This window comes from Anaerococcus sp. mt242 (assembly GCF_016798225.1).
Classification (GTDB): Bacteria; Bacillota; Clostridia; order Tissierellales; family Peptoniphilaceae; genus Anaerococcus.
Genome location: NZ_JAEUYX010000001.1, coordinates 179,878 through 205,713 on the forward strand (window position 1 = coordinate 179,878; position 25,836 = coordinate 205,713).

Annotated in this window: 30 protein-coding genes; 25 read left to right on the top strand and 5 right to left on the bottom strand. The window is 31.8% G+C overall.

The annotated features are described in order from the left end of the window. Positions 1-90 precede the first annotated feature (90 nt). Both JNO63_RS00945 and JNO63_RS00950 read left to right on the top strand, forming a co-directional pair. Positions 91-876, top strand: a complete 786-nt coding sequence (locus JNO63_RS00945) for an Mrp/NBP35 family ATP-binding protein (RefSeq protein WP_203126357.1) — start codon at positions 91-93, stop codon at positions 874-876. Positions 877-884: 8 nt separating this feature from the next. Next, entirely contained in the window at positions 885-1,865 is a 981-nt protein-coding gene (locus JNO63_RS00950; protein WP_203126359.1) for a DUF1002 domain-containing protein, read from the top strand. A gap of 31 nt (positions 1,866-1,896) precedes the next feature. Here JNO63_RS00950 and JNO63_RS00955 read toward each other — a convergent pair whose 3' ends face one another. Beyond that, positions 1,897-3,171 (bottom strand): NlpC/P60 family protein, encoded by a 1,275-nt coding sequence (locus JNO63_RS00955; protein WP_203126361.1) that lies wholly within the window; start codon positions 3,169-3,171, stop codon positions 1,897-1,899. Positions 3,172-3,305: 134 nt separating this feature from the next. Here JNO63_RS00955 and glsA point away from each other — a divergent pair, with 134 nt between their 5' ends. Further along, entirely contained in the window at positions 3,306-4,238 is a 933-nt protein-coding gene (glsA, locus tag JNO63_RS00960; protein WP_203126363.1) for a glutaminase A, read from the top strand. A gap of 26 nt (positions 4,239-4,264) precedes the next feature. Here glsA and JNO63_RS00965 read toward each other — a convergent pair whose 3' ends face one another. Next, a complete protein-coding gene (locus JNO63_RS00965; protein ID WP_238390448.1) occupies positions 4,265-5,404 on the bottom strand; it encodes an MFS transporter in 1,140 nt (379 codons plus the stop codon). 123 nt (positions 5,405-5,527) lie between these two features. Then, positions 5,528-5,812 (bottom strand): GNAT family N-acetyltransferase, encoded by a 285-nt coding sequence (locus JNO63_RS00970; protein WP_203126365.1) that lies wholly within the window; start codon positions 5,810-5,812, stop codon positions 5,528-5,530. Between the two features lie 76 nt (positions 5,813-5,888). Between JNO63_RS00970 and JNO63_RS00975 the strand changes: the two genes are divergently transcribed. From JNO63_RS00975 to JNO63_RS01060, 18 genes are all read left to right on the top strand, one after another. Next, positions 5,889-6,662 (top strand): hypothetical protein, encoded by a 774-nt coding sequence (locus JNO63_RS00975; RefSeq protein ID WP_203126367.1) that lies wholly within the window; start codon positions 5,889-5,891, stop codon positions 6,660-6,662. 3 nt (positions 6,663-6,665) lie between these two features. Continuing rightward, positions 6,666-7,472, top strand: coding sequence for a hypothetical protein (locus JNO63_RS00980; RefSeq protein ID WP_203126370.1), 807 nt, complete (start codon positions 6,666-6,668; stop codon positions 7,470-7,472). A 12-nt stretch (positions 7,473-7,484) separates the two neighbouring features. Further along, a complete protein-coding gene (locus JNO63_RS00985) occupies positions 7,485-8,690 on the top strand; it encodes a M20 metallopeptidase family protein (RefSeq protein ID WP_203126372.1) in 1,206 nt (401 codons plus the stop codon). 88 nt (positions 8,691-8,778) lie between these two features. Further along, positions 8,779-8,916 (top strand): hypothetical protein, encoded by a 138-nt coding sequence (locus JNO63_RS00990; RefSeq protein ID WP_203126374.1) that lies wholly within the window; start codon positions 8,779-8,781, stop codon positions 8,914-8,916. Between the two features lie 284 nt (positions 8,917-9,200). Continuing rightward, on the top strand, positions 9,201-10,571 hold the full coding sequence (trkA, locus tag JNO63_RS00995; protein WP_203126376.1) for a Trk system potassium transporter TrkA: 1,371 nt from the start codon (positions 9,201-9,203) through the stop codon (positions 10,569-10,571). Positions 10,572-10,573: 2 nt separating this feature from the next. Then, on the top strand, positions 10,574-12,034 hold the full coding sequence (locus tag JNO63_RS01000; RefSeq protein WP_203126378.1) for a TrkH family potassium uptake protein: 1,461 nt from the start codon (positions 10,574-10,576) through the stop codon (positions 12,032-12,034). A 192-nt stretch (positions 12,035-12,226) separates the two neighbouring features. Then, the gene (gene thiD, locus JNO63_RS01005; protein WP_203126379.1) at positions 12,227-13,030 is read left to right on the top strand and encodes a bifunctional hydroxymethylpyrimidine kinase/phosphomethylpyrimidine kinase; all 804 of its coding nucleotides are present in this window, start codon (positions 12,227-12,229) and stop codon (positions 13,028-13,030) included. A gap of 371 nt (positions 13,031-13,401) precedes the next feature. Beyond that, positions 13,402-14,436 (top strand): ABC transporter substrate-binding protein, encoded by a 1,035-nt coding sequence (locus JNO63_RS01010; RefSeq protein WP_203126381.1) that lies wholly within the window; start codon positions 13,402-13,404, stop codon positions 14,434-14,436. Between the two features lie 9 nt (positions 14,437-14,445). Next, positions 14,446-15,522, top strand: a complete 1,077-nt coding sequence (locus JNO63_RS01015) for an ABC transporter ATP-binding protein (protein ID WP_203126383.1) — start codon at positions 14,446-14,448, stop codon at positions 15,520-15,522. Then, the gene (locus JNO63_RS01020) at positions 15,519-16,343 is read left to right on the top strand and encodes an ABC transporter permease (protein ID WP_203126385.1); all 825 of its coding nucleotides are present in this window, start codon (positions 15,519-15,521) and stop codon (positions 16,341-16,343) included. The genes JNO63_RS01015 and JNO63_RS01020 overlap by 4 nt, the downstream gene beginning before the upstream one ends. Then, complete coding sequence (locus JNO63_RS01025; RefSeq protein ID WP_203126388.1) at positions 16,340-17,134, top strand: ABC transporter permease; 795 nt, start codon at positions 16,340-16,342, stop codon at positions 17,132-17,134. The genes JNO63_RS01020 and JNO63_RS01025 overlap by 4 nt, the downstream gene beginning before the upstream one ends. Before the next feature lie 190 nt (positions 17,135-17,324). Next, positions 17,325-17,765: a 50S ribosomal protein L13 gene (gene rplM, locus JNO63_RS01030; protein WP_203126390.1), complete on the top strand. Its 441-nt coding sequence runs from the start codon at positions 17,325-17,327 to the stop codon at positions 17,763-17,765. A 10-nt stretch (positions 17,766-17,775) separates the two neighbouring features. Continuing rightward, the gene (rpsI, locus tag JNO63_RS01035; RefSeq protein ID WP_203126392.1) at positions 17,776-18,168 is read left to right on the top strand and encodes a 30S ribosomal protein S9; all 393 of its coding nucleotides are present in this window, start codon (positions 17,776-17,778) and stop codon (positions 18,166-18,168) included. A 73-nt stretch (positions 18,169-18,241) separates the two neighbouring features. After that, a complete protein-coding gene (locus tag JNO63_RS01040; RefSeq protein ID WP_203126394.1) occupies positions 18,242-18,892 on the top strand; it encodes an epoxyqueuosine reductase QueH in 651 nt (216 codons plus the stop codon). A gap of 60 nt (positions 18,893-18,952) precedes the next feature. Then, the gene (locus JNO63_RS01045) at positions 18,953-19,252 is read left to right on the top strand and encodes a hypothetical protein (RefSeq protein ID WP_203126396.1); all 300 of its coding nucleotides are present in this window, start codon (positions 18,953-18,955) and stop codon (positions 19,250-19,252) included. Positions 19,253-19,254: 2 nt separating this feature from the next. After that, entirely contained in the window at positions 19,255-19,764 is a 510-nt protein-coding gene (locus JNO63_RS01050) for a ferritin (protein ID WP_203126398.1), read from the top strand. After that, complete coding sequence (locus JNO63_RS01055; RefSeq protein ID WP_203126400.1) at positions 19,761-20,468, top strand: aldose epimerase family protein; 708 nt, start codon at positions 19,761-19,763, stop codon at positions 20,466-20,468. The genes JNO63_RS01050 and JNO63_RS01055 overlap by 4 nt, the downstream gene beginning before the upstream one ends. Before the next feature lie 116 nt (positions 20,469-20,584). Next, a complete protein-coding gene (locus JNO63_RS01060) occupies positions 20,585-20,863 on the top strand; it encodes a hypothetical protein (protein WP_203126402.1) in 279 nt (92 codons plus the stop codon). Positions 20,864-20,894: 31 nt separating this feature from the next. Here JNO63_RS01060 and JNO63_RS01065 read toward each other — a convergent pair whose 3' ends face one another. After that, positions 20,895-21,716: an HAD family hydrolase gene (locus JNO63_RS01065; protein ID WP_203126404.1), complete on the bottom strand. Its 822-nt coding sequence runs from the start codon at positions 21,714-21,716 to the stop codon at positions 20,895-20,897. A 48-nt stretch (positions 21,717-21,764) separates the two neighbouring features. Then, a complete protein-coding gene (locus tag JNO63_RS01070; protein WP_203126405.1) occupies positions 21,765-21,998 on the bottom strand; it encodes a glutaredoxin family protein in 234 nt (77 codons plus the stop codon). An 85-nt stretch (positions 21,999-22,083) separates the two neighbouring features. Here JNO63_RS01070 and srtB point away from each other — a divergent pair, with 85 nt between their 5' ends. The 4 genes from srtB to JNO63_RS01090 all read left to right on the top strand — a co-directional run bounded on the left by srtB (position 22,084) and on the right by JNO63_RS01090 (position 25,835). Beyond that, the gene (gene srtB / locus JNO63_RS01075) at positions 22,084-22,872 is read left to right on the top strand and encodes a class B sortase (RefSeq protein WP_203126406.1); all 789 of its coding nucleotides are present in this window, start codon (positions 22,084-22,086) and stop codon (positions 22,870-22,872) included. After that, positions 22,869-23,774 carry a DNA-3-methyladenine glycosylase family protein gene (locus JNO63_RS01080; protein ID WP_295882805.1) on the top strand — a complete coding sequence of 302 codons (906 nt, stop codon included), beginning with the start codon at positions 22,869-22,871 and terminating at the stop codon, positions 23,772-23,774. The genes srtB and JNO63_RS01080 overlap by 4 nt, the downstream gene beginning before the upstream one ends. A 72-nt stretch (positions 23,775-23,846) precedes the next feature. Then, a complete protein-coding gene (locus tag JNO63_RS01085) occupies positions 23,847-24,392 on the top strand; it encodes a TIGR01440 family protein (RefSeq protein ID WP_203126412.1) in 546 nt (181 codons plus the stop codon). A 66-nt stretch (positions 24,393-24,458) separates the two neighbouring features. Beyond that, the gene (locus tag JNO63_RS01090; RefSeq protein WP_203126414.1) at positions 24,459-25,835 is read left to right on the top strand and encodes an NAD(P)/FAD-dependent oxidoreductase; all 1,377 of its coding nucleotides are present in this window, start codon (positions 24,459-24,461) and stop codon (positions 25,833-25,835) included. The last annotated feature ends 1 nt before the right edge of the window (position 25,836 follow it).

The following is a 25,836-nucleotide window of genomic DNA, read 5'->3' on the forward strand; positions in this document are numbered from 1 at the left end:
TAAAGTCCTTTATGGCAATTTAATGAAAAATAGATATAATTATGGAAGAAGCATTAAATAATGCTTTTTTCTTTTATAAAGGAGAGACCAATGGAAAAACAAAGAAATTTTGACCAATTTAAAGTTAACCTAAATGAAGGTTCTTCAGTTGGTAAAGTTATAGCAGTAATGAGTGGTAAGGGTGGAGTAGGTAAATCATCTGTAACCAGTATGCTAGCTAATAAATTAAATAAAAAAGGATACAAGGTAGCAGTTTTTGATGCCGACATCACAGGACCATCAATTCCGCAAGCTTTTGGTATAGATGAAAGCGTTACAGGTACCAAAGAAGGTATAATGTATCCAGGGGTAACACGCGATGGGATCAAAATCATTTCAGTAAATATGATCTTACCTAATAAAACTGACCCAGTAGTGTGGAGATCATCAATTGTAACAGGCGTTATTAAACAATTTTATACAGACGTAGACTGGGGCGAAATAGACTACATGCTTATAGATATGCCACCAGGAACAAGTGATGTGCCTTTAACAGTATTTCAATCACTACCAATAGATGGAATAGTTGCAGTAGCAACACCACAAGATTTAGTAGGTATGGTTGTAGAAAAATCATTAAAAATGGCAAAAATGATGGGCAAAAAAGTAATTGGTATTGTAGAAAATATGTCATACTTTAAATGCCCAGATTGTGGAACAGACCACAAAATTTTTGGAGATAGTCATGTAGAGGAAGTAGCTGGAAAATACGATATTGACACAATTGCCAAGCTTCCTATAAATCCAGAAATAGCAAGTAAAATCGATGCAGGTCTTGTAGAAGACGTAAACTTAGAAGAATTAAATCCAATAATCGAGAAAATCGAATCATTATAGGAGGGTTTATGAAAAAGAGACTCTTAGCACTATTATGTGCCTTAAGTATTTTTGTACCATCGATAGCTTTTGCAGCAAATGATGCAAATAAAGATGCTGTAGTCTATGGTGCAGCTTTAAATAATGAACAAATTAGCCAAATGAATCAAGCCTTTGGTGTTAAAGAAAATGACCCAAATCTAAATTACAAAACAGCTACTGGAGAAGACCTACAAAAATATCTAGGTTATTATACTGATAATTCTAATATGATTTCATCAGTATATATCAAAAAACTTTCAGAAAATTCTGGTATTAAGGTAAATATAGTAACCCCTGCAAATATTACATCTATTACCCAAGGTCAATACACAAATGCGGCCATTACAGCAGGAATTACAGATGCAGATATTTATGTAGCTAGTCCAAAACCAGTAACAGGTGAGTCAGCCCTAGTTGGTGTTTATGCAGCTCTAGCTAATTCTGGTAAAGACATAGATCCAGAAAGAGCAAAAGTTGCCCAAGAAGAGCTAGAAACTGTAAATGAAATTTCAGAAGAAAACAAAAATAAGGCAGAATTTGATCCAGCAGAACTGGATAAGGTCGTAATCGAGGTTAAGCAAAAACTTGCAGAACATAAGGAAGAAACAGGCCAAGCAGCAGATGCTAATCAAATAGGAATTTATATTCAAGACGCACTTAAAAATGTAAATCTTGAAAATGTGCTAAGTGATAATAACATAAATATCTTGATAAATTTCTTTGATAAATATCAAAATTCTTCAGCTATTGATAGTGAAGAAGTTAGAGATAATCTTATCAAATTTGGAAATGAATTAGCAGATAATGCGGGCAAATTTTACAACGAAAACAAAGAATCAATTGATAATATAGCAAAAGAAGCTCAAGATAGCGGACTTTTGGATTCAATATTTAACTTCTTTAAATCAATTGTAAATTCATTTTTAAATATATTTGGTAATTCATCAAATAGTGAAAACAATAATTAAATTAAAAAAAGGAGCAGTTTTGCTCCTTTTTTTAATTTACAATTCTTCTAATTGATATAGGATTTCTAATAGGTCCTATAATTATTCCATAACGTGGGCTTGATGCGTGGATCATATTTCCGTTTCCATCCGCCATTCCTACGTGGGTTATATTATTTAAACTCGTTCCAAAAAATACTAAATCTCCAGCCTTTTCTTGGCCAAATGGAATTTCTACCCCGTATCTTTGCTGACTTTGGGCAAAGTGTGGGAGATTGATACCTATTTGACGGTAAGCTTGCATAGTAAATCCTGAACAATCTATACCACGAACTGGATCGATTCCACCCCAAACATATGGATTTCCAAGATATTGGGTGGCCCATTTATAAATCTCGTTACCAGTTTGACTTCCCGTAACTGGAACCATAACTGTGTCTGATTTTTGTGACTGACTGGTATTTGAGACTTGATTTTCTGATGTAGTTGTAGTCACATATGAAATTTCTGTAATTTCTCTGACAGCATTTTTAGCCGCCTCTTCACGGGCTTTTTGATCCTTAATGAAGTTATTCATTTCATTATAAAACTTAGTCATTTTTTCCAAATCACTAGGATCTTTTTTTGAAATTGCAAGATCTTCTAGTTTGACATAACCTTCTTTAATTTCTGAAGTGTTATCATCATCTGAAGCTTCATCACTTGGAGTATTTGTATCAAGAGCAACAGCTTCAGGGCTTTCCTTTAAGGTCACTACACTAGGGATTTCTGTATTTTCTTTACCTAGAATTACGGTTTGAACATCGTTTGTTTCATTTGTATCTGCTAGGTCATAGAGCAATGAGCTATTTTCGAGTTCTTTTATGTCAACGGTATTTATTTTTTTGTTGTCTTTAAAGTCTTCATCATAGGATACTTTTACAAAATCACTGTCAGGGATAAACTCTAATATTGTGACTTTTGTTTTTTCTTTTAGTTTTTGATCAGTAAGATTATTTGAATCGCTATTAGCTTTTTCTTTTAGGTTTGTTTCTGCTAAAAGGCTAGTGTGATTTAATTTATAAAACCATTTTTTGGCCACATAACCCTTTTTGCCTTCAAATTCTATTTGGTACCAATCATTAGATTCATTTTTTATTTCATAAGCTGTAAAGTCTTCTATCCCACCAAAGATTTCGCTATTTACATCTTCTTTTACGCGCACATTTACCCCGTCAGTTGTGTTTTTATTTAAAACTATAGAATCTGCCTGAGAAATTGCTGGATTTATAAAAAATTGAGAAAATATCAATGAAGTAATAAAGGCTTTTTGAAATCTTTTTGCCACATTAATCTCCCTTGTAAAGTACTATAGTATAATTTTAAAAGAAATTGCATAGGTTGTCAATTATAAGGGGATAAGAGAATATTTTTGGAAAATCAAAGCAAAAATCTGGGTATATCTTTATATGAGGTGTAAATATGTTATATAACAGAGAATTTATTGATGAAAAAATAAAAAGTGTAATAAAAACTAGTGAGTCATGCATTGGTCAAGGTGAGCTTGCAAGTTATATACCTGAGCTTGCTAATGTTGATCCTGATAATTTTGCCTTAAGCATAACATCTGTAACTGGGGAGACATTCAATTATGGATCCTCTGATTATGAATTTTCCCTCCAATCTATATCAAAGGTCTTACTTTTAATAATGGCTCTTCATGATAATGATCCAGAAGCTGTTTTTAGCAAGGTTGGTAGCGAGCCAACTAGTTATGAATTTAATTCTTTAGTTCCGATAACTGATAAGGCCGCAAATCCCTTTATAAATGCAGGGGCCATTACGACAGCTTCTATGATTTTAGGAACTAGCGTTGATGACAAATTTGAAAGGATCCTAGACTTTTATAAAAAACTATCCAAAAAAGAAAAAGCTTATCTAATGGATGAGGTCTATAAGTCAGAAATGGAGACTACTGACAGGAATAAGGCTATTTCATACTATCTAAAAAGTAAGGAAATATTTGAAGATGATCCAGAAAAAGTCTTGGATTTATACATAAGAGCATGCTCAATTTCTACAAATGTGACAGATCTTTCAAAAATGGGTGCAGCCCTTGCAAATAGGGGATGTGATTTAGAAACCCATTACAATCTTTTATCAAAGTCGGAAGTACAAATTGTCTTAAGCCAAATGGCAACTTGTGGCATGTATGAAAATTCTGGAAGATATTTAATGAATGTGGGTATTCCATCAAAATCTGGAGTTTCTGGAGGTATTTTAGGAGTAGTTCCGGGAGTGTGTGGCATAGGAGTTTATTCACCAAGGCTTGATGAAACTGGAAATAGCATTAGGGGCAAAGAAATTTTTAATATGTTAGGCCAAGAACTAGACTTATCAATATTTATAAATTAAAAAAGAGCAGAAATCCTGCTCTATTTTTATGACTTAGTTTTGCTGTTTTCATATATATTTAAGATTAGCATTAGTCCATAAATTACGCTAAAGGCAGTAAATGCAAGGGTTAGGGAATTAGTTTTTAAAAGCTCATTTACACCCTTTAGGAAAAATGGTGCAAGAAATCCGCCTACATTACAACCTATAAAAATAAGGTTGTTTGCAATTCTAGCATGGGATCCTTTTACAAATCTTGATACTTCTGTAAAAAGATAGGGGATACATAGTGATTGAGAAAATGCAATGAAAACCATACAAATTAAAAATATATACATATCATTTCCAAAAAAAGCTAGGACTAGATTTACGACTATATATACAAAAAGGCCCAGCAAGATAGTTTTATGACGCAAAATACGATTTATAATACCAAATAAAAATCCAAAAATCATACCTGACATAGGCAGTATTATCATATATAAATTGGCATCAACTCCTAGACCCTTTTGATTGGTAGCAATGGTTGGAAAACGTACACTTAAGGCTGATACATTCATAATCATTACCGCGGCAAAAAATATGTAGAAAAATATTTGTTTATTAATAGTAAATTTTCCAAGATCTGTATTATCATTTATATCTATTTCTGGAATGATTTTGTTAAAGTATACCATAGTGAAAAAAGCAAAAGAATAAACTAAAAATGCATACTTCCAGTGAATCTTAATAAAAAGTCCTGCTATAAATAAAAATACCATTTGTGAAATAAATTCGGTTGAGTTTCTTATACCATGGAGCCTATAGGCCTTATCACCCTCGTAAAATATATTTATATAATTTGCACTGTGACCATTAAACAAACCTACACCAGCTCCCATTATAAGGCGACTGATGAAAACGGATGTATAAGTAGTTCTTATAATTGGCAAGATGGAAGATATACCTACTAAAAAAAGACCGATTAAAACACACTTTTTCATCCCTACTTTTTTAGTAAGTTTTTCACTTAGAAAAATGGTAATAATCGAGGTTATAGATGATAAAGTTATTAGTGATTCTGCATTTGTAATAGAAATCCCAAAGTCTTTTTGCATAAAAACAAGGGCACCAGATATGATACTATTGCTAGCAACATATAGGGCGATACTTAGGATTGCTATTTGTCTTTTTAAATCTTTTTTCAAAATTTTTCCTCATTATCTTTGGTTTTAAATATAATATCAAATGTAGAGATTTTGGTAAAGATTTATTTCCATTTTAAGCAGTAAAATAAGCACAAAAAAACTGAGGAAAATCCTCAGTTAACTTTATGCTCTTGCGTCAATATCACCGTATTTTTCTGGCTCTTCATCAAATTTTTTAACTGCATATGAGCATATTGGAAGAATTTTTTTGTAGTTGCCACGTGCTTGTTCACAAACTTTATCTACTAAGTTTTCAGCAACCCCTTTGCCCCTATATTCTTCATCTACAACTGTATGTGTAATTGCCCATGTACTATCAATTTTTTCTTCTACTTCGCAATAGCCTACTTGCTCATCTCCATCAAAGGCAAGTGCTTTTAGTTGGTCTTCATCAAATCTAATAATCATATTTATCACCTCTTAGTATACAATTACCCATCTTTGGGTAAGTTAATAACAATCAGATACATATGAGGGGGTGACTATGAATAGAGATTACAAGATAGGTCCTATTATTGGTGTTGTGATGTTGTCACTTATTATCCAAATTGTTTTGCTTTTGATATATGAATCGGTCCTTGATAGCTCAGTGGTAGATTTAGGATATATATTTTTATCGACAATTATAATAATTGTAACAAGATACATAATTTCCTATGGTCTTATCCATAATAGGATGGGTAATTTTAAAGATTACTTACATAATATTAAACACCTAACTTTTAATTCTATAGGAGTTTTATTTTTCCTAGAACTTATTAAAGCTATATTTGAATTGATCAATGATAGTGATAATGCAATAGAATTTATATATTTACTATTTTCTGACTCACTCTTTTTAACAGGGATGGGGCTTATCATACATATTGTTTTATTAATAGTTTATTTAATTTTCTTGATATATATAAACTATAGATATTTTGTTGTAGCGGATAGGGACGATTTGCCATTCACATTTTTAATTAGACATATATTTAAAGTTGGTAAAGACTTAACTGGTCACACCATAAAAATATTTTTGAAGTATGTCCTATTACCAGGATTTGTTTTAGTACTCATTATTTTATCAGGATATCAAGGTTTTATAGATATTGGTGGCATTCCATTTTTAGCATTAATAATAGTTATATTAGGAGAGATTTGGGATATATTTATCACAATAAAATACTCAAATGTGTATCTAGATTACATAGGCAATGAGTCTATGGATGTAAAAAAGGAAGTATTTCCTAAAAAGGAAGAAACGGAAAAGGAGTAGATTTTGAAAAGAGATTATAAATTTTCTTCAGTATTTATTATCAATCTTATCATGATAGTAATTATTGCAATAATTAGCGCGATTTTGTCTCAAGCAAGTGCTGATTTAGAGGCAATGACTATATCGTTATCAGGTATTGTTTCCAATATATTAAGAACAGCAGTTTATGTTATATTTAATTTTATTATAGCTAGAGGACTGATTTCTAATAGGATGGGTACTGTTGGAGAATATTTTGATAATATAAACCATTTCAATTTTAAATCATTTTTCTTAGCATTTCTGATTTCAATAATTCCAACACTTGCAATTATTATTTTTGCTACTGGAATAGTAGCATCAATTGTGCTTAGTTTAGCCACTGGAAATGACCCCTCAGGTTTAGGGGCTGGTATAGGCGTATTTTTACTTTTGATACTTGCTTTGATTATTTATGGAGTTTTTATAAGCTATCAATTTTTTGTGATAGCGGATAATCCAAATTTAACTTTTGGAGAAATGTTTAAAAAAGTATTTAAAGTTGGTAAAGACTTGTTTGGTAAAACTATTATTACATTTTTAAAATGGATAATAGTACCAGTGTTTTTATTTATAGTTATATTATCAGCTATTTTTAATGGATTAGATGGTACGATTGCCATAGGACTTATATTAATAATTTTATTAGCTGCTTTAGTTTATGTTCTGATTGCACTTACCCTAGTAGTGGGAGAGCTTTCCGATCACTATTTAGATTATAAATCAAAAACTATTGATAATAATGAGAATGAGAAAGAAGTTTACGAATCAAAGGGTATGAATAATATATAAGGGAGATGAATTATGATAAATGAAAAATTAAAAGAACTTATATATAATGATGAAGAAAAAATAATAGAACAAAGACGTAAGCTTCACCAAAATCCAGAATTATCCATGGAAGAAAAAGAAACCAATGACTTTATAAAAAAAGAATTGGAATCCTATGGACTAGAAGTAAAACAACTTGATCCAACCGGACTAATTGCGGAAATAAACCCAGAAAGTGAAGGAAAAACTGTTTTACTACGTGCAGATTTTGATGCTTTGCCAATCCAAGAGACAAATGATTTTGACTTTAAATCTAAAAATGCCGGCAAATCCCATGCTTGTGGCCACGATACCCATACAGCAATGTTACTTGCAGCAACTCGTGCACTTTTAGAAATAAAAGATGAATTACCAGGAACAGTTAGACTTTTATTCCAACCAGGAGAAGAAACTGGTGATGGTGGAAAAGCAGTTGTAAAGCAAGGCGTTACAAAAGGTGTTGATAGTGGATTTGCAATCCATATTTTCACAAACATTCCGCTTGGATATGCAGCTACTGGATATGACCAAGTAATGGCAGGAAATTATTTTTTTGAAGTAAACTTCAAGGGAAAATCTGCTCACGGCTCAACTCCATTTGAAGGACATGATGCAATTATGATGCTCAATAGCTTTATAAACGGAGCAAATGGTGCAGTTGCTAGAAAAGTGGATGCCCTAAATGAACCAATAGTTTTAAATTATGGAACGATTTCTGGTGGATCAGTTGCAAATGCAGTGGCTAGTGAAGCTAAACTAGTCGGAAGTTTTAGATTTTTCTCAAATGAATCAGCGGATAAATTTTTAAATGAACTAAAAGAAATAGCTGATTTATCAGCAAAACTTTATGGGGGATCTTGCGAACTTACCTACAATCAAGGTGCAGGTCCAGTTATAAATGAAAAATCTTCTACAGACACAGCTGTAAAAGTTGCTAGAGAATTATTTGGTGATGATAAAGTAATGACTGATATGAAAGTTGCTGGATCAGAAGACTTTGGATTTTTACTTGCAGGCTATGATGAATTTGAAGGAATGCCAGGAGCTTATATGTGTATTGGAGCAAGGGATCCAGAGGATCCATCAACTTTTCCAATCAACCATGCTCAAGACTTTAACCCAGATGAAAAAGCATTTAAAGATGGAGCCTTATTACTAGCCCAATATGCTTATGAATTTTTAAAGCAAGACAATGAATAAAATTATAAAAATTTGAGGCCCTAGGCCTCTTTTTTTATTTCAATTATCCAATATTTGTTATAAAACATAATTATATTGGAATTGACATATGATGAGAATAGTCATAATAGTGATAGGATCTGTCGAATCTAACATAGTTTCGATTCTAGCAGAAGAAGGCCACGATGTATTGATAATAGAAAAAGATCCAGATGTACTAGAATATGTTTTAGCAGATACATATTAATTGATAAAATAAATGTTAAAAAAACTTTTAATATCAAGGATGCCTTGACTCTAGTAGCTATATGTTGGATTTTTTATTCGCTATTTGGAGCTATTCCATTGTCATATATTAATATCTTTGCCATGCTTTTAGGTAGACTAGAAATTTATCCTCTACTATTATTGTTAAGCCCGTCAACTTACAAAAGAAAATAAGTATTAAAATTACTAGCAAATAGAGTATAGTTTTTTCATATTTGATTTTAAATATAAAAGTGCTATACTGATTAGGCTTAGGAGGATTGTATGAATATTATAATTTTGGGAGCAGGAAAGGTGGGTTCCCATTTAACAAACGAATTATCCTTACAAGATCATAACATTTTAGTAATTGACCATAATAAGGATGTATTAAATAGATTGCTTGAACAAAATGATGTAATGGCTTTGGTTGGTGATGGAACTGACCTTAATATTTTAAAAGAGGCAAATGTAGGTGATTGTGATTTATTTATAGCCCTTACTAGAGATGATGATACAAATTTAATATCAGCCTCTCTGGCAAGGTCTTTAGGTGCAAAAGAAATTATAACAAGACTTCGTGATCCAAAGTATATAAGCCACTTAGATCAAATCCGAGAAATATCTGGATCAAAGTTGATTATAAATCCAGAATATCTGGCGGCAAAAGAAATCCAAAGATCAATCAAATACTCCCACGCTAGAAATGTACAAAGCTTCCTTGAAGAAAGAGCATTGATTATTGAAATTACCATAAACCCAAATTCAAGATTAAACGGACTAAGACTAAAAGATGCTGACTCTTATTTAAATCAATTTGACGTATTAATAGGTATGGTTATTGAAAATGATCAAGTTTATATACCTAATGGTGATTTTATCCTAGAAGCCGGGCAAAAGATTTATGTAATGGGCAGTAAAGATGATGTAGATTTATTCTATAAGGCAGAAATTCCTGAAAATATTAGGATGAAAGATATTCTAATTATAGGTGCAAGCAATATTACCCACCATCTGACTCATCTATTACTCGAAAGACACTTTAATGTAACAATTATAGAAATAAATAGAAAAAAAGCTATTGATATCCAAGAAAAATATAGTGAAGCTATAGTAATAAATGCTGATGGTTCTGACCCTGACATCCTTGAAGAAGCAAGAATTGATAGTTTTGATGCAGTTATTTCACTAACAGGTATCGATGAAGAAAATATACTAATAGCTCTAATTGCCCAAAGATATGGTATTGATAAGATAATTTCAAAAGTAAATAGGACAAATTTACTAAAACTAACAGGAATATTAGATATTGATGCTACCTTTACTCCAAAGTCTGCAGCTAGTAATTATATTAACAGGATAATTAGATCTAGATATGATGCAAGAGGTCTTTCTTATTTAAACAATCTTTATAAACTTGAGGGAGACCAAGTTGAAGTCTTAGAATTTGAAGTTGGTGAAAATTCTAGAATATTTAATCAAAGACTAAAAGATGTAAATATAAGACCTGATACCTTAGTAGCTGTAATAGAACATAGCGAATTAAATGGTCAGATAGAAGTAGCAACTGGTAATTCGATAATCGATAGGGGAGATAGGGTAATGATTATTACAAAAAGTAAAAATATTACTCAAATCGATGATATATTGGAGTAAGTATGAATTTAAAAATAATAAATAATGCCATAGGTAGACTTTTACAAGTTTTAGCAGTACTGATGGTCTTACCTTTGATAGTAGCATTTATTTATAAAGAACCCACAAATGAAAAAATTAATTTTATAATTCCTATAATCATATCAGGCCTAGCTGGCACCATTTTAGTAAAATTAGGAAGTGAACAAGGCCACATTTTTACAAAAGAGGCTATGTTTACAACAGCTTTTTGCTGGGTGTTGTATTCTTTAATTGGAGCTATTCCCTTATATTTGACCCCATCAAATTATCCTTCTTTTATTGATGCATTTTTTGAAATGGCAAGCGGTTTTACTACTTGTGGAGCTTCGGTTGCATTAGATGTGGAACTTTTGCCACATTCTATAATTTTTTGGAGATCATTTTCCCATCTTATAGGCGGAATGGGTATTTTGGTATTTACTCTTGCAGTTTTGCCAATGGCAAATAAAGAATCAACCAATCTAATGCAAGCAGAAGTACCAGGGCCAACTTTTGGAAAAGTTACACCAAAACTTTCACACACTGCAAGAGTTTTGTATATTATATATTTGGTAATGACAGCAATTACAGTGATATTTTTACTTTTTGGCGGCATGAATTTGTTTGATAGCATAATCTATGCCTTTGGTGCAGCAGGAACTGGTGGTTTTGCAAATAGTGGCATTTCTGTTGGTTATTATGATTCTAGATATATTGAAATAGTTCTTGGTATAGCAATTTTCTTATTTGGAATAAACTTTAATCTTTATTATTATGCTATATTTAGATCTGTAAAAGATAGCTTTAAGTCAGAAGAATTAAAATGGTACGCTATAATAGTTGCTATCTCATCAATCCTAATTTTTATAAATATTTCAGGAATGTATGATGATAAGTTCTATGCAGGAGTAAACTCATTTTTTACAGTTAGTTCTATTATTACCACAACAGGATATGTATCCGCCCACTATGGAAAATGGCCAATGTTTTCTAGAAATATTTTAATCTTATTAATGTTTGTAGGTGGGTCTGCAGGATCTACAGCTGGTGGTCTAAAAGTTTCAAGAATAACTATGTTATGTAAATCTGCAATAAATCAAGTCAAACAAACCATAAACCCAATGAGAGTTACTGTAAACAAACTAGACGGCAAAAAAGTAGATGATGAAGTTGAAAATTCTGTAAATAAATATTTACTAGTTTATTTATTAGTGTTTATAATTTTTATGTTAATAGTGACATTAGAAACAAATGATTTAGAAACATCATTTACAGCAGTTGCAACCACATATAACAACGTTGGTCCAGGGCTTGGGGAGTTTGGTCCTATAAATAGTTTTGTAAATTTAGGATACCTATCAAAATTTACTTTAACCCTTGCAATGCTATTTGGAAGACTAGAACTTTACCCAATGATATTATTATTTTCACCAGCAACCTATAAGAATATGAAAAATAAATAAATTGACAAAGAAAACTGAATTTTATACAATGAAAATATCAATGAAATATTTTAGTAAATATGGGGAGTTCTAAAATAGAACTATACCATCGGCCTTAGCTTATTTAGTTAATGGCAAAGTATAAATTTTAAATTTTGTAGTTTTAGAATACCCTAAGTGGTATTCTTTTTTTATAAATTTAGGAGGAAAATAATGAAAACAGCTTTAACAATTGCAGGTTCAGATTCATCAGGTGGAGCAGGAATCCAAGCCGACCTTAAGGCCATGACTTTAAATGGAGTTTTTGCTATGTCTGCCATTACAGCTTTGACTGCACAAAATACAACAGGCGTTACGGACATCATGGATGTAAGTCCAGAATTTTTAAAATCACAAATTGATGCAATTTTTACTGATATTTATCCAGATGCAGTAAAAATTGGAATGGTCTCTGATAAAGATTTAATTACTGCTATTGCAGAAAAATTAGAAGAATATCAAGCAAAAAACATAGTCCTAGATCCGGTAATGGTAGCAACAAGTGGGGCAAAGCTTTTAAAAGATGATGCAATTGATACTTTAAAAGAAAAATTAATTCCTCTAGCTGACTTTATTACACCAAATATCCCAGAGGCAGAAATATTAGCTAATATGCAAATTAAAAATGAAATAGATATGGAAGTAGCTGCTGAAAAAATGGCTAATGAACTGGGAGTAAGTGTGCTTGTAAAGGGTGGTCACTCAATAAATGATGCAAATGATGTATTATTTGAAATTGATTCACTAAATATTACATGGATTGAGGGAGAACGCATAAAAAACGAAAATACTCATGGAACTGGATGTACACTTTCATCAGCAATTGCTGCAAATCTTGCAAAAGATAAATCTCTAGAAGAATCTGTAAGAAATGCAAAAAAGTATCTAGAAGGCGCCTTAAAAGATGGACTAGATTTAGGTAAAGGCAGTGGACCTATGAACCATGCCTTTGATATAAAAGAAGCTTATAAAATTTAATTTTAAAATCAACTCTAAATATTTAAATTGCAATGATTATCACTATCAATTTCATGTGTTAAACTAGTAAAATTTAGTTTGACATTTGAAATATTTAACCTTATAATTGGGGTAGTTACAATCTAATAAATTTAAAAATACATTAAGAACACCTGTGGGGTAAGAACTGGTGGGGCAACTCACATTTAGCCATACTTTAGACTCATTTATATGGTTAAAACTCACAACCACAGGGGGCAAATTGCCAAATCCTGATAATAAACTTCATACCTAGAGGGTTTAAATAATGAGTAAGTAGGTATGATTATAAAATCCTTGTTCAAAATAATGTGCAAGGACTTTTTTTGTCTAATTTTAAAAAAGGAGGAATTATGAAAAAGAAAATTTTTTTGATGGGATTTATCTTACTAATTTTAACATCATGCTCCAGCAAAGATAAAAATCAAGTTGTAGTTTTTAATGCTGGGGAATATCTAGACATGGATTTGATACCAGAGTTTGAAAAAGAAACTGGCATTGATGTTGTCTATGAAACCTTTACATCTGATGAGGAAATGTTTATAAAGCTTTCTCAATCATCAAATAATTATGATGTAATAGTTCCAAGTGATTATATGGTAGAAAGACTATTAAAAAATGATATGTTGGAAAAAATTGATTTTTCAAATGTTCCTAACTTTAAATATATAAACGAAAAATATAAGGGGCTAGATTATGATCCAAAAAACGAGTACACAGTTCCGTATTTTGCCTCCCATTTTGGCATAGTTTACAATACCGATATTATAAAAGAACCTATCACAAAATGGGCCGACCTTTGGAATCCAAAATATAAGGGCGAAATAATAATGTATGATTTGCCAAGACTTTCCATGTCAGTTGCCTTGCAAAAATTAGGATATTCTATAAATACACAAGATATGGATCAACTAAATGAAGCAAAAAATGAATTGATTAAGCAAAAACCTTTGGTATATGCATATCTTACAGATGAGGCTCGTGATTTGGTTGTACAAGGTGATGCTGCAATTACTGTCATGTACTCTGGTGATGCACTCTTAATGAGAACTCAAAATGAAAACTTAAAATATGTCACTCCTGAAGAAGGAATGAATATGCAGGTTGATAATCTTGCCATACCAAAGGGCGCAAAAAACAAAAAAAATGCTGAAATATTTATAAATTATTTTACAGATCCAAAAGTGGCTACAGCAAATGCTGAGTGGATGGAAGGTTTTACTAGTGTTGTAGATGGAGTAAGGGAAAATCTTCCAGAATACATAGCAGAATCAGAAGAAGCGTATCCAGACTTTTCAAAACATCCACAGCCAGAAATGTTTAAAGACTTAGAAGACTATATGCAAGTTTATAACGACTTGTGGGTGGAAGTTCTTGCATCATATTAGGAGGAGATAATGAGCGAAGTTTTACAATTAAGGAACATAGATAAATTTTATGATGAAAAACAAATACTAAAATCTATTGATTTAGATGTAGAAAGAGGCGAGTTTTTAACTCTAATTGGTCCATCAGGTTGTGGGAAAACAACTACTTTAAGAATTATCGGGGGATTTGAAAAACCGGATAGCGGAGAAGTAATTTTTGAGGGCAAGGATATATCAAAAATACCTCCAAATGAAAGAAATATAAATACAGTTTTTCAAAACTATGCACTTTTTCCTCACCTAAATGTTTTTGACAATGTTGCCTTTGGACTAAGAATAAAAAAAACAAATGAAAGTGAAATCAAAAAAAAGGTAGAAAAAGCTTTAGACTTAGTAGATCTTGCAAATTATGGCAATAGGGATATTTCAAGATTATCTGGTGGCCAAAAACAAAGGGTTGCCATTGCTCGCGCCTTAGTTAATGAGCCAGAAATAATTTTATTTGATGAGCCGTTAGGAGCCCTTGACTTAAAGCTTAGAAAAAGAATGCAAATAGAGCTAAAAAATATTCAAAAAGAAGTAGGAATTACCTTTATTTACGTAACCCACGATCAAGAAGAAGCATTGTCTATGTCAGATAAGATTGCAGTTATGAATAAGGGAGTTATAGAACAATTTGGAACTCCTCAATACATTTACGAAGAACCAGTTAATGCATTTGTAGCAAATTTCTTGGGAGATTCAAATATTTTTCGAGGCAAAATGGTCGACCGTTCCAAGGTAAATTTTCTAGGTCATGATTATCCTTGCGTTGATAAGGTAAAGCCTGGCAAAAATGTTAGCGTTATGCTTCGTCCAGAATATTTGTATCTAGCGGAAGATGCTAATTTAAAAGGAGTTGTTCAAAACTCAATGTTTAAAGGAACCTATTATGACATTCGTGTATGTGGAGATAATTTTGGGATAAATGTTCATCATCCAGAGGATGTTGCAATTGGCACAAATGTATGTGTTGCAATTGATCCTGATGCCATCCATGTAATGGAAGAAAGATCAAGCACAGATGAAAGCGTATCAGCTTATGAGCCTGGAGGAAATCTTATATGAAAAAATATCTAAATATTTACCTAGTTTGGGCTGGAGTTTTTATAATTTTACCCCTGGTTTTGATTCTTCTTTACTCATTTAATGGGTCTGAATCCATAGCCTTTGATAATTTTTCCTTTAGTCTAAGAAACTACGCTAGATTTTTTGAACCTAGGTATTTAAAAATGCTTGGAATTACTCTACTAATATCTTTTTTAGCAACTCTTGGTTGTTTACTTATCGGTTATCCAGTTGCCTACATTATTTCAAGAATGGATGAGGCAGTAGCATCATCGTTAATTTTTGTTTTTATAATGCCAATGTGGATAAATCTTTTACTAAGAACCTATGGATGGATTACTCTTTTAGGTAGAAATGGTGTTTTAAATAGGTTTTTGGCGTCATTGGGGGCCGAGCCATTAGGCATAATGTACACACCAAGTGCTGTAATCCTAGGTATGATTTATGAATTTTTGCCATTTATGGTTATACAAATATATAATGCTCTAAAAAAAGTTGATAAAAACCTAATAGATGCTGCCCTAGATCTCGGGGCTGATATGAAAACTGTATTTAGAAAAGTAATATTTCCATTATCATTGCCCGGAGTTTATACTGGAATAATAATGGTATTTATCCCAGCGATCTCTACCTTTGTTGTTTCTAACCTATTAGGTGGTCAAAAAGTATATATGATAGGAAACTTAATTGATCAACAATTTACCTTTACTGGTGATTGGGGATTTGGTTCGGCAACTGCAATTATACTAATGCTGATATTATTTTTAGCCCTATTTATTCAAAGAAGATTTGGTCGTGATTTGGAAGGGGATATTGTATGAGAAAATTTTTAGAACGCCTTTATACAATAATTGTATTTTTGTTTTTGTACGCTCCAATTGTGGTGATGATAGTTTTTTCATTTAATGATAGCAAACTTCGTGGACGCTGGGTTGGCTTTACAACTGATTGGTATAAAGAACTTTTTTCAAATCCTGAAATTATTTCTGCAGTAAAAACGACTTTGATAGTGGCAGTAGTAGCTACAATTGTTGCAACTATTATTGGCACACTATCAGCAATAGGTATTTCTGAACTAAGAGGTAGAAAGAAAAATGCGATTCTAAATATGAACTATCTACCAGTCTTAAATCCAGATATCATCACAGCAATATCTCTGATGGGTCTTTATGGATTTTTAAAATTAAATCTTGGGTATATCACTTTGATATTATCTCATGTGATGTTTTGCATTCCCTATGTAGTTTTGACAGTCTTACCAGCGGTAGAGTCTATGGATAAAAATATAATAGAAGCAGCCCTAGACTTAGGAGCTACTCCTTCATATGCAGTAAGAAAAGTTTTGATACCAAATATCAAAAATGGTATTTTTGCAGGTGCTCTTATTTCTTTTACACTTTCTTTAGATGATTTTGCTATATCATATTTTACATCTGGAAATGGAGTATCAAACCTATCAATGACTATATATGCAATGGCTCGTAGAGGTATAAATCCATCTATAAATGCCCTATCTGCAATCATTTTTGTTGTTGTATTTATATTCTTATTAATTCAAAATAGAAAAGTAATCTTTGGCAAGGAAGAAAATCCAACAACTTTTATGCATTAAATCTTGACAAGGTCATGAATTTATAGTAATATATAGCAGTCGACTATGAAGTTTCTTTTATGAAACTTTTCGATCAAATCGCGTTTCCTGTAAGCGATTTTAAAAATAAATGTCAGGACGAGTACAGCCGCCACCTATCAGCTGCGGTGTCTAAATATGATAGGCGAAAATTTTTATAGGAGGAATATTGATGAAATATCAAAAAACTTACACTCCAAGTGCAAACGACATCGAAAGAAAATGGTATGTTGTTGATGCAGAAGGAGCTGTATTAGGACGTCTTGCTACACAAGTAGCAGCAATTTTAAGAGGTAAACACAAAGCTACATTTACTCCAAATATGGATATGGGAGATTATGTAATTGTTGTTAATGCTGATAAAGTTAGACTTACAGGTAACAAAGAAAACCAAAAAGAATACAAAAGATATTCAGGTTATACAGGTGGTTTAAAAATCACATCTTACAAAGATATGATGAATAAACACCCAGAAAGAATCGTTGAACATGCAGTTATCGGTATGCTTCCACACAACAAACTAGGTCGCCAAATGGCTAAAAAACTTAGAGTTGTAGCAGGCCCTGATCACAATCACGAAGCGCAAATGCCTGAAAAATTGGAATTAAAGTAAGGAGACTTAAATGGCAGATACAATTATTCAATCAACAGGACGTAGAAAATCCGCTGTTGCCAGAGTTACAATGAGACCAGGTAGCGGAAATATTGTAGTAAATGGTAGAAATATCGAAGAATATTTTGATTTCGAAACTTTAAGAATCGTTGCAAAAGCACCACTTGCTCTAACAGAAAATGAAAATAGCTTTGATATCAAAGTTAATGTAAACGGTGGTGGATACAACGGACAAGCAGGAGCTATCAGACACGCTATTGCTAGAGCCCTTCTTGAAGTAAACCCTGATTACAGACAAGCTCTAAAAAGAGCAGGATTTCTTACACGTGACCCACGTAAAAAAGAAAGATATAAACCAGGTCAAAAGAAAGCAAGAAAATCTTCACAATTCTCAAAAAGATAATATTACAGAAACTACAAGCACATATATCATATGTGCTTTTTTTATTTGAAATTTTAAAGGTATAATCATTTTTATGAATAATATAAACTACAATCTAGAAATGGAAAAAATAATAGATAAAAATAGAAAAGAAGGATTAAAACCTAAACTTTTAATGCAAGTCTGTTGCGCTCCATGTTCGACAACAGTAATGCATAGGATAAAAGATGATTTTGATATAGATATGTATTTTTATAATCCTATGATATATCCAAGAACAGAATTAGAAAAAAGAAGTGATTATGTTGGTGTCTTGGCCAAAAGAATTGGCATAGATGGCAAAGTTATTGTCCCAGAAAATGATGTAAGAGACTTTTATGATGTAGCAAAAAAAAGAAAAGACTCAGCTGAAGGCGGAGAAGCTTGTTATGATTGCTACAAGCTAAGGCTAAGAGAAACTGCAAAATATGCCAAAGAGCACGGCTATGATTATTTTTGCACAACACTTTCAATCTCTCCATACAAAAATTCTAAATGGATAAATGAAATAGGCAAGGAATTAGAAGATGAATTTGGAGTGAAATATCTATATTCAGATTTTAAAAAACGCAATGGTTACCAAATGTCCATTGAACTATCAAAAAAATATCAATTATATAGGCAGTCATATTGTGGATGTGTATTTTCATATAAGGAAATGAAAGAACATAGCGAAAAAATGGCAAAGGAGAACACAGGAGTATAATCCTGTGTTTTTTTTCTTTAATTGGGTATTTCTATAATATAAAAGTTATGAGGCTTTTTTATGAAAAATGTATCTTTAATCAAAAAAATTGAATATGAGGAGGATTTATCAAAAACTTATCCAGTAACCTTTGTCTTGGATTTTGATTTTGATAGGTCAATGGCAAAAGAAATTTTTAATGAAATTAAAGATCAATCATTACTTGCCCACAATAAAATAAATGTGGGCAATAATTCGTTTACAGTCGAGATTCCACTAAAAAGCATAGGCCAGATAACTAAAATCTTACTCAAAAATGACTTGGGTTTTTATGGGGTTTATGTTTTATATGACAATTTTTTAGAAATGAAAGAGGTATAAAAATGAGCAATGTATTGGATTTATTAAATGAACAAATGAACTTTGAATATGAGTCAGCTTATATATACAAAGCAATGAGCGCATACACAGATGACCTAGATTTAGATGGTTTTACTACATGGTTAGATATCCAAGTAGATGAAGAAATCATGCATGGAGAAGGTATGAGAAAATTCCTTCAATCTGTTGGATATAGACCACACTACAAAGCAATTTCTGAACCAAAAAGCGATTACGGTAGTATTTTAGAAGTATTAAAAACTGCCCTAGAACATGAAAAAGAAGTAACAAAAAGAATTATTGAAATCTCAGATAAAGCTCGTGAAGAAGATGCACGTGTATTTTCATTTATCCAATGGTATATAGATGAACAAGTAGAAGAAGAAGAGAACTTCACAAAAATGATTACCAGAATGGAAAGAGTAGGGGATGACTGGCACTCAATCTATATGCTTGACCAAGATTTAGGCAAAAGACAACCTGCACAAGAGCCAGACATACAAAATATATGAAAATTAGCTTAAAAAATTCATTAGCAAGTTTAGAAGTAAATACAAATGGTGCATATATAGATAATTTTGAAGTTAAAGATATTCCAATATTTTTTCCGAAAGTAATGGTTAAAATTGGGGATATTCTTAAAATTCGAGGTGGCATGCACGTTTGTGCTCCTAATTTTGGTGTAGATGATACATTAAACTCCCTTCCATCCCATGGATTTGGAAGGGATTTATTGTGGGAAGTTCTAGAACAAAGAGAAAGTTTTATAAAGTTAAGCCTAGAGGGTGTAGAATCCTACAAAGATGTTAAATTTACTGTAGTTTATGAGCTAGACGGGCCAAACTTACTTTTAAATCTTATGATAGAAAATATTTCGGATGAAGAAAAACTAGTAGCACCCGGCTTTCATCCGTACTTTTATGCTCATGATCATTCAGTAGTAATAAATGATAGAAGCATCGATAAAAAAGAATTACCAAATAGCATTTGTGAAGATTCTTCAAATGAAAAATTTAAATTAAATGACAAACAAATTGAAATTATAGGCATAAAAAACATTAATAAATATGTCTTCTGGTCTGATTTTAAGGGAGACTATATTTGTATAGAGCCAACATATAATGGCAATGCCTTTGATGATAAAGAAAAAGATATTTATCATTTGAAGTCTAATGAAATTTTTGAAATATCTTGCGAAATAAGAGTTAAACTTTAATATATTTAAAATTTAAATTAAAATATTTAACAATATGTTGAATTTGTTAAAATTGTGGTATAATATTATTAGAATAAATTAAAAGACATTTATTATATTTCAGAAAGGAAAAGATTATGTTGACTACAATTTTTACATTTGCACTGGGAGCTTTTATATTTTCCCTAGTGTTTAAAATTATATTTGGTGTTTTAGGTTTAGTACTAAAATTAGTTGGAAAAGCCTTATTATTGCCATTTTTACTTATTGGTGGCATACTTTTCCTACCTTTAATTATTTTCGGTTTAGGAATTGGACTTATAGTTCAATTTTTGCCAGTCATCTTAGCTGGTGGAGCAATATATTTTGTTTATAAAAAATTTATTGATGATTCCGGAAAATATTGGTACAAATAAAAAGAGCTGACTTTCATTAGTCAGTTCTTTTTTATTTGTTATCAAATGCATATTTTTTAATTGCTTCTGCAACTGCGCCTTCTTCGTTGTCCGCATCAGTTACAAAATCTGCTACTTCTTTTACCTGCAAGTGGGCATTTGCTACAGCTACACCGATGCCTGCAGCTTCAATCATTGCTACATCATTATAGTTATCACCGATTACCAAAGTATTTTCCATACCAAATCCATAATATTCGCAAACTTTTTTTAGGGCGGTTGCCTTATTTACATTTTTTGCATTTATTTCCATATATAAATCAGAAGAATAAGCTATTTCACAACTATAATCAGTTATTTTAGCTACATCTACTTCTAATGAATGCAAGAAATCTATGTCATTATTTTTTATCAAGGCTTTTAGTAAAATTTCGTCTTTTAGAAAATCAATATTATCGCCTTGGATCTCCTCAACCCTGGTCTCGTTTGTATATTCGTTTGACTCTTCGATTGGGTCAAGGTTTATTGCGTATTTACGATCCAGAGTATAGACGAAAAACTGTAAATTGTTTTTGTATGCGAATTCAAAAACGTTCTTAGCATATTCAAATTCTAGTGGCATTGAGTCTACTATTTCACGGGTATCTGCCTTAAGAGTTATGGCACCGTTACAACAAATTATAAATCTGTCTTTGCCAGTAACTCCAGCTTGACTTGGGATTTGCCTTAATTCATATGGTCCACGGCCTGTAGCAAGCATTACTTTTATACCATTGTCTTCTGCTTTGGCTATTGCTCTGGTATTTACCTCTGGTACGTTTTTTAAATTGTCTACCAGGGTTTCGTCAATATCAGATGTTATTAATTTTATCATATTTGCTCCTTCTAAATATTATTCCCATTTGAGCAAAATTTATGACAGTTATTTATTTTCCCTTAAAAGTTCTATGATATCATCTGATTCGTATAGGTATTCGCCATCGTGGTATAGGCATGGAACTTGTCTTTTACCACCATTTTCGATTAGATCACGCATAGCATCACGGTTTTCTTCTATATTTACTACTTCAATTTTGATATCATTTTCTTTCATAAAGTTTTCTACTTTTTGGCAATATGGGCAAATTGTTCCTACAAATAATTTATAATCATTCATTGTTATATCTCCTTAAAATTTATTTTCATATTATCTTCATTATGGTATATTATACTAATAGTAACTAAATTTTAAAGGTGGTACGATGAAATCTAAAGTAATGAGTGTCGTTAGGTTTTTCCTAATTCTTATAATCCTTGCTTGTATTGCAATTTTAGGAAAAAGGCTACTAGATTACCGAACAAATTCAAATAATAACAAAGAGCTAGCAAATGTGGTTAAAGAAGTTGAGACAGAAATGCAGCATGAAAGTGATGAAAATTCTGATCAAAACTCAAGTGCTGACCCATGGGAGCAAAAACACCAACATTATTTAAAAGTAATGGACGCCCTAGCTAAAAAATACAATAACGAAGATATAGTAGGATTTATAGAAATTCCTGAAGTTGGTATAGCTTATCCTGTTTTACAAGGGTCGGATAATGATTTTTACCTTCGTCGAGGAATAAATAAAGAATACGACATAGCTGGATCTATATTTATAGATATGAATAATAAACCAGATTTTAATGATGATAATACAGTAATTTATGGTCACCACTTGGAAATAAACTCCATGTTTACACCGCTTGACCAATACAGAAAACAAGAATTTGCTGAAAAACATACAACTATCTATTTAGCAACAAAAACTGAACTTCGCGAATATCAAATATTCTCAGCATATGGTATACCAGCAGATTATGCTTATAGAACTCTTTATTTTACAAATAGAGATGACGTTGTTCCTTATTTTAACCAACTAAGAGGCAACTCTGAAGTTAGTCTACCAAATGTTACATTTAAACCTGATGATCAAATCATCACACTTTCAACATGCCAATACGACTATGCTGACCAAAGACTAGCAATTCATGCAGTTAGGGTTAAATAATGAGATATATCTTTAAAGAAAAAAATCAAATTAATATAAAAGAAACTAGTGATGGATTAGTTTTAAAACACGAATCATTCAATCCAACTCATATTTTTGAATGTGGACAATGTTTTAATTTTAATATCGAAGAAGATGGTTCATACACAGCAGTACACCTGGGAAAAATCATAAATGTCCTAAAAAGAGAAGGTGATGTTTTGATTAGAAATATTTCTCTAGATGACTTTTATGAAATATTTTATGATTATTTTGATCTAGGTATTGATTATAGCGCAATAAAAAAACAATTATCAGAAAATGAGATTTTAAAAACTGCATCCGACTATGGTTATGGAATTAGAATTTTAAATCAAGAGATGTTTGAAACAGTAATTTCTTTTATAATTTCTGCAAATAATGGTATCACTAGGATAAAAAATTCTATAAGAATCATTAGTGAAAGATATGGAGATTATATAGGCGAATATATGGGACGCAAATATTATGGATTTCCAAAACCAGAAGTTTTAGCAAAGGTAGATCCATTAGAGCTTCGCGAATTTGCCAGAGTTGGTTTTCGTGATGTAAGAATAGTTGAAGCTAGCAAGTTGGTTGCTGATGGATATTTAGATTTTGATAGCGATCAGACATTATCAACTGAAGAACTAAAAGAAAAATTAATGGAAATGCCAGGAATTGGTCCAAAAGTAGCAGATTGTATTTTACTTTTCACCTATCATAGGCGTGAAACATTCCCAGTGGATGTTTGGATAAAACGTGTTATGGAAACACTTTTTATAGGACACGAGGTTCCAAAAAAATTAGTAGATGACTATGCTAGAGAGTATTTTGGTGAACTTGCTGGATATGCCCAACAATATTTATTTTATTATGGTAGGGAAGAAAAAATCGGAAAATAACCTTAAGTAAAGCTTAGGGTTATTTTTTTGGAAAAATTTAAAGCCGTATAATATATTTAAGGAGATTTACATATGGAAAATTTAAATAATATTAAAAATCAAACTAGAAATGCGATTATTGAATTGATAGAAGAAGCAGATTTAAAAGAAAATGATATCTTAGTTTTAGGTGGATCAACCAGCGAAATAAAAGGCGGGATGATTGGAAAAGATTCTAACTTAGAAATTGGAAACGCAGTAATAGAAACGGTATTAGAAATCCTTGATGAAAAAAATATAAAACTAGCTGTACAATGCTGTGAGCATTTAAATCGTGCAATTGTAATAGAAAAAGAAGTGGCCGATAAAAATAATTTTGAAATCGTATCAGTAGTTCCCGCCCTACACGCAGGTGGTGCTATGAGTGTGGCAGCATTTAGCCAAATGAAAAATCCAGTGGTTATTGAACACGTAATAGCAAAAGCGGGCATTGATATTGGTGATACAGAAATAGCAATGCATGTAAAATTTGTCCAAGTACCACTTAGACTAAAAGAAAAATATATTGGAGATGCAAGGGTAACTGCTCTTAAATCACGTCCAAAACTTATTGGCGGAGTCCGAGCTATATATGAATAATAGCCTTGTCATTTATAATTAATATTGTATAGTACTCTAGGCAAATTTAGAGAAACGAGGCTTTTTATGGAAAATTATGACGTTATAGTAGTTGGCGCTGGGGCTGCTGGAGCCTTTATGGCCTACGAATTTAAAAGGCTAAATACTGATAAAAAAGTTTTAGTAATAGATGGTGGTAGGCAAGTAGCAAATAGATCTTGTCCAATTACAGATGGAAAAGTTGATCACTGTATTCACTGTAAACCTTGCAATATTATGTATGGATTTGGAGGAGCTGGTACACTTTCAGATGGTAAATACAATATTACTACAAGTTTTGGTGGAGACTTACACGAGTACATAGGTGAAGAAAAAGCCATGGAACTAATGGAATATGTGGATTCAGTTTTGATGGAATTTGATGGGGGAGACTTAGAATTATATTCTACTGATAAAAATGACCTAAAAACAAAATGTCTTCGACATGATTTGCACCTTTTGGATGCAAAAGTACGACATTTTGGTACAGAAAGAAACAAGATTATTCTACAAAAAATCTATGATTATGTAAAAGATCAAATAGATTTTAAATTTAGAACAATGGTAACAGATGTTTCTTATGAAAATGATACATATACTATAAAAACAAATGGTGGGGAGACTTTCACATGCAAGGATCTAGTTTTAGCTGCAGGCCGTTCTGGATCCAAATGGATATCAGAAGTTTGCGATAAATTTCAGGTAAATACTCACAAAAACCGTGTAGATATTGGTGTGCGTGTAGAAGTGCCAGCAGAAGTTTTCAAACACATTACAGATGATGTTTATGAGGCAAAAATCATGTATCAAACCAAGCAATATAATGATGTAGTCCGTACATTCTGTATGAATCCATACGGTCAAGTTGTTGTTGAAAATACAAATGGAATCCAAACAGTAAATGGCCACTCATTTACAGATCCTAATCTTCAATCACCAAACACAAACTTTGCTCTACTTGTAACAAATAAATTTACGGAGCCATTTGAAGATTCAAATGAATATGGTGAATCCATTGCAAGACTTTCAAATATGTTAGGTGGTGGTGTTTTGATGCAAAGATTTGGAGACTTAGTAAAAGGACGTCGTTCATCAGAAAGACGTATGACAAAATCATTTACAAAACCAACCTTAAATGCGACTGCCGGGGACTTATCACTAGTAATGCCTAAAAGACAGCTTGATGATATTATCGAAATGATTTATCAATTAGATAAGATTGCCCCAGGTATGGCAAATGATGATACACTTTTATATGGGATAGAAGTAAAATTCTATAATTCTGTAGTAGAGGTTGATAAAAACTTTGAAACCACTCAAAAAGGTCTATATTGCCTAGGAGATGGTTCAGGAGTGACCCACTCACTTTCTCAAGCATCAGCATCTGGTGTTGAAATGGCAAGAATATTAAATTCAAGAGCTTAAT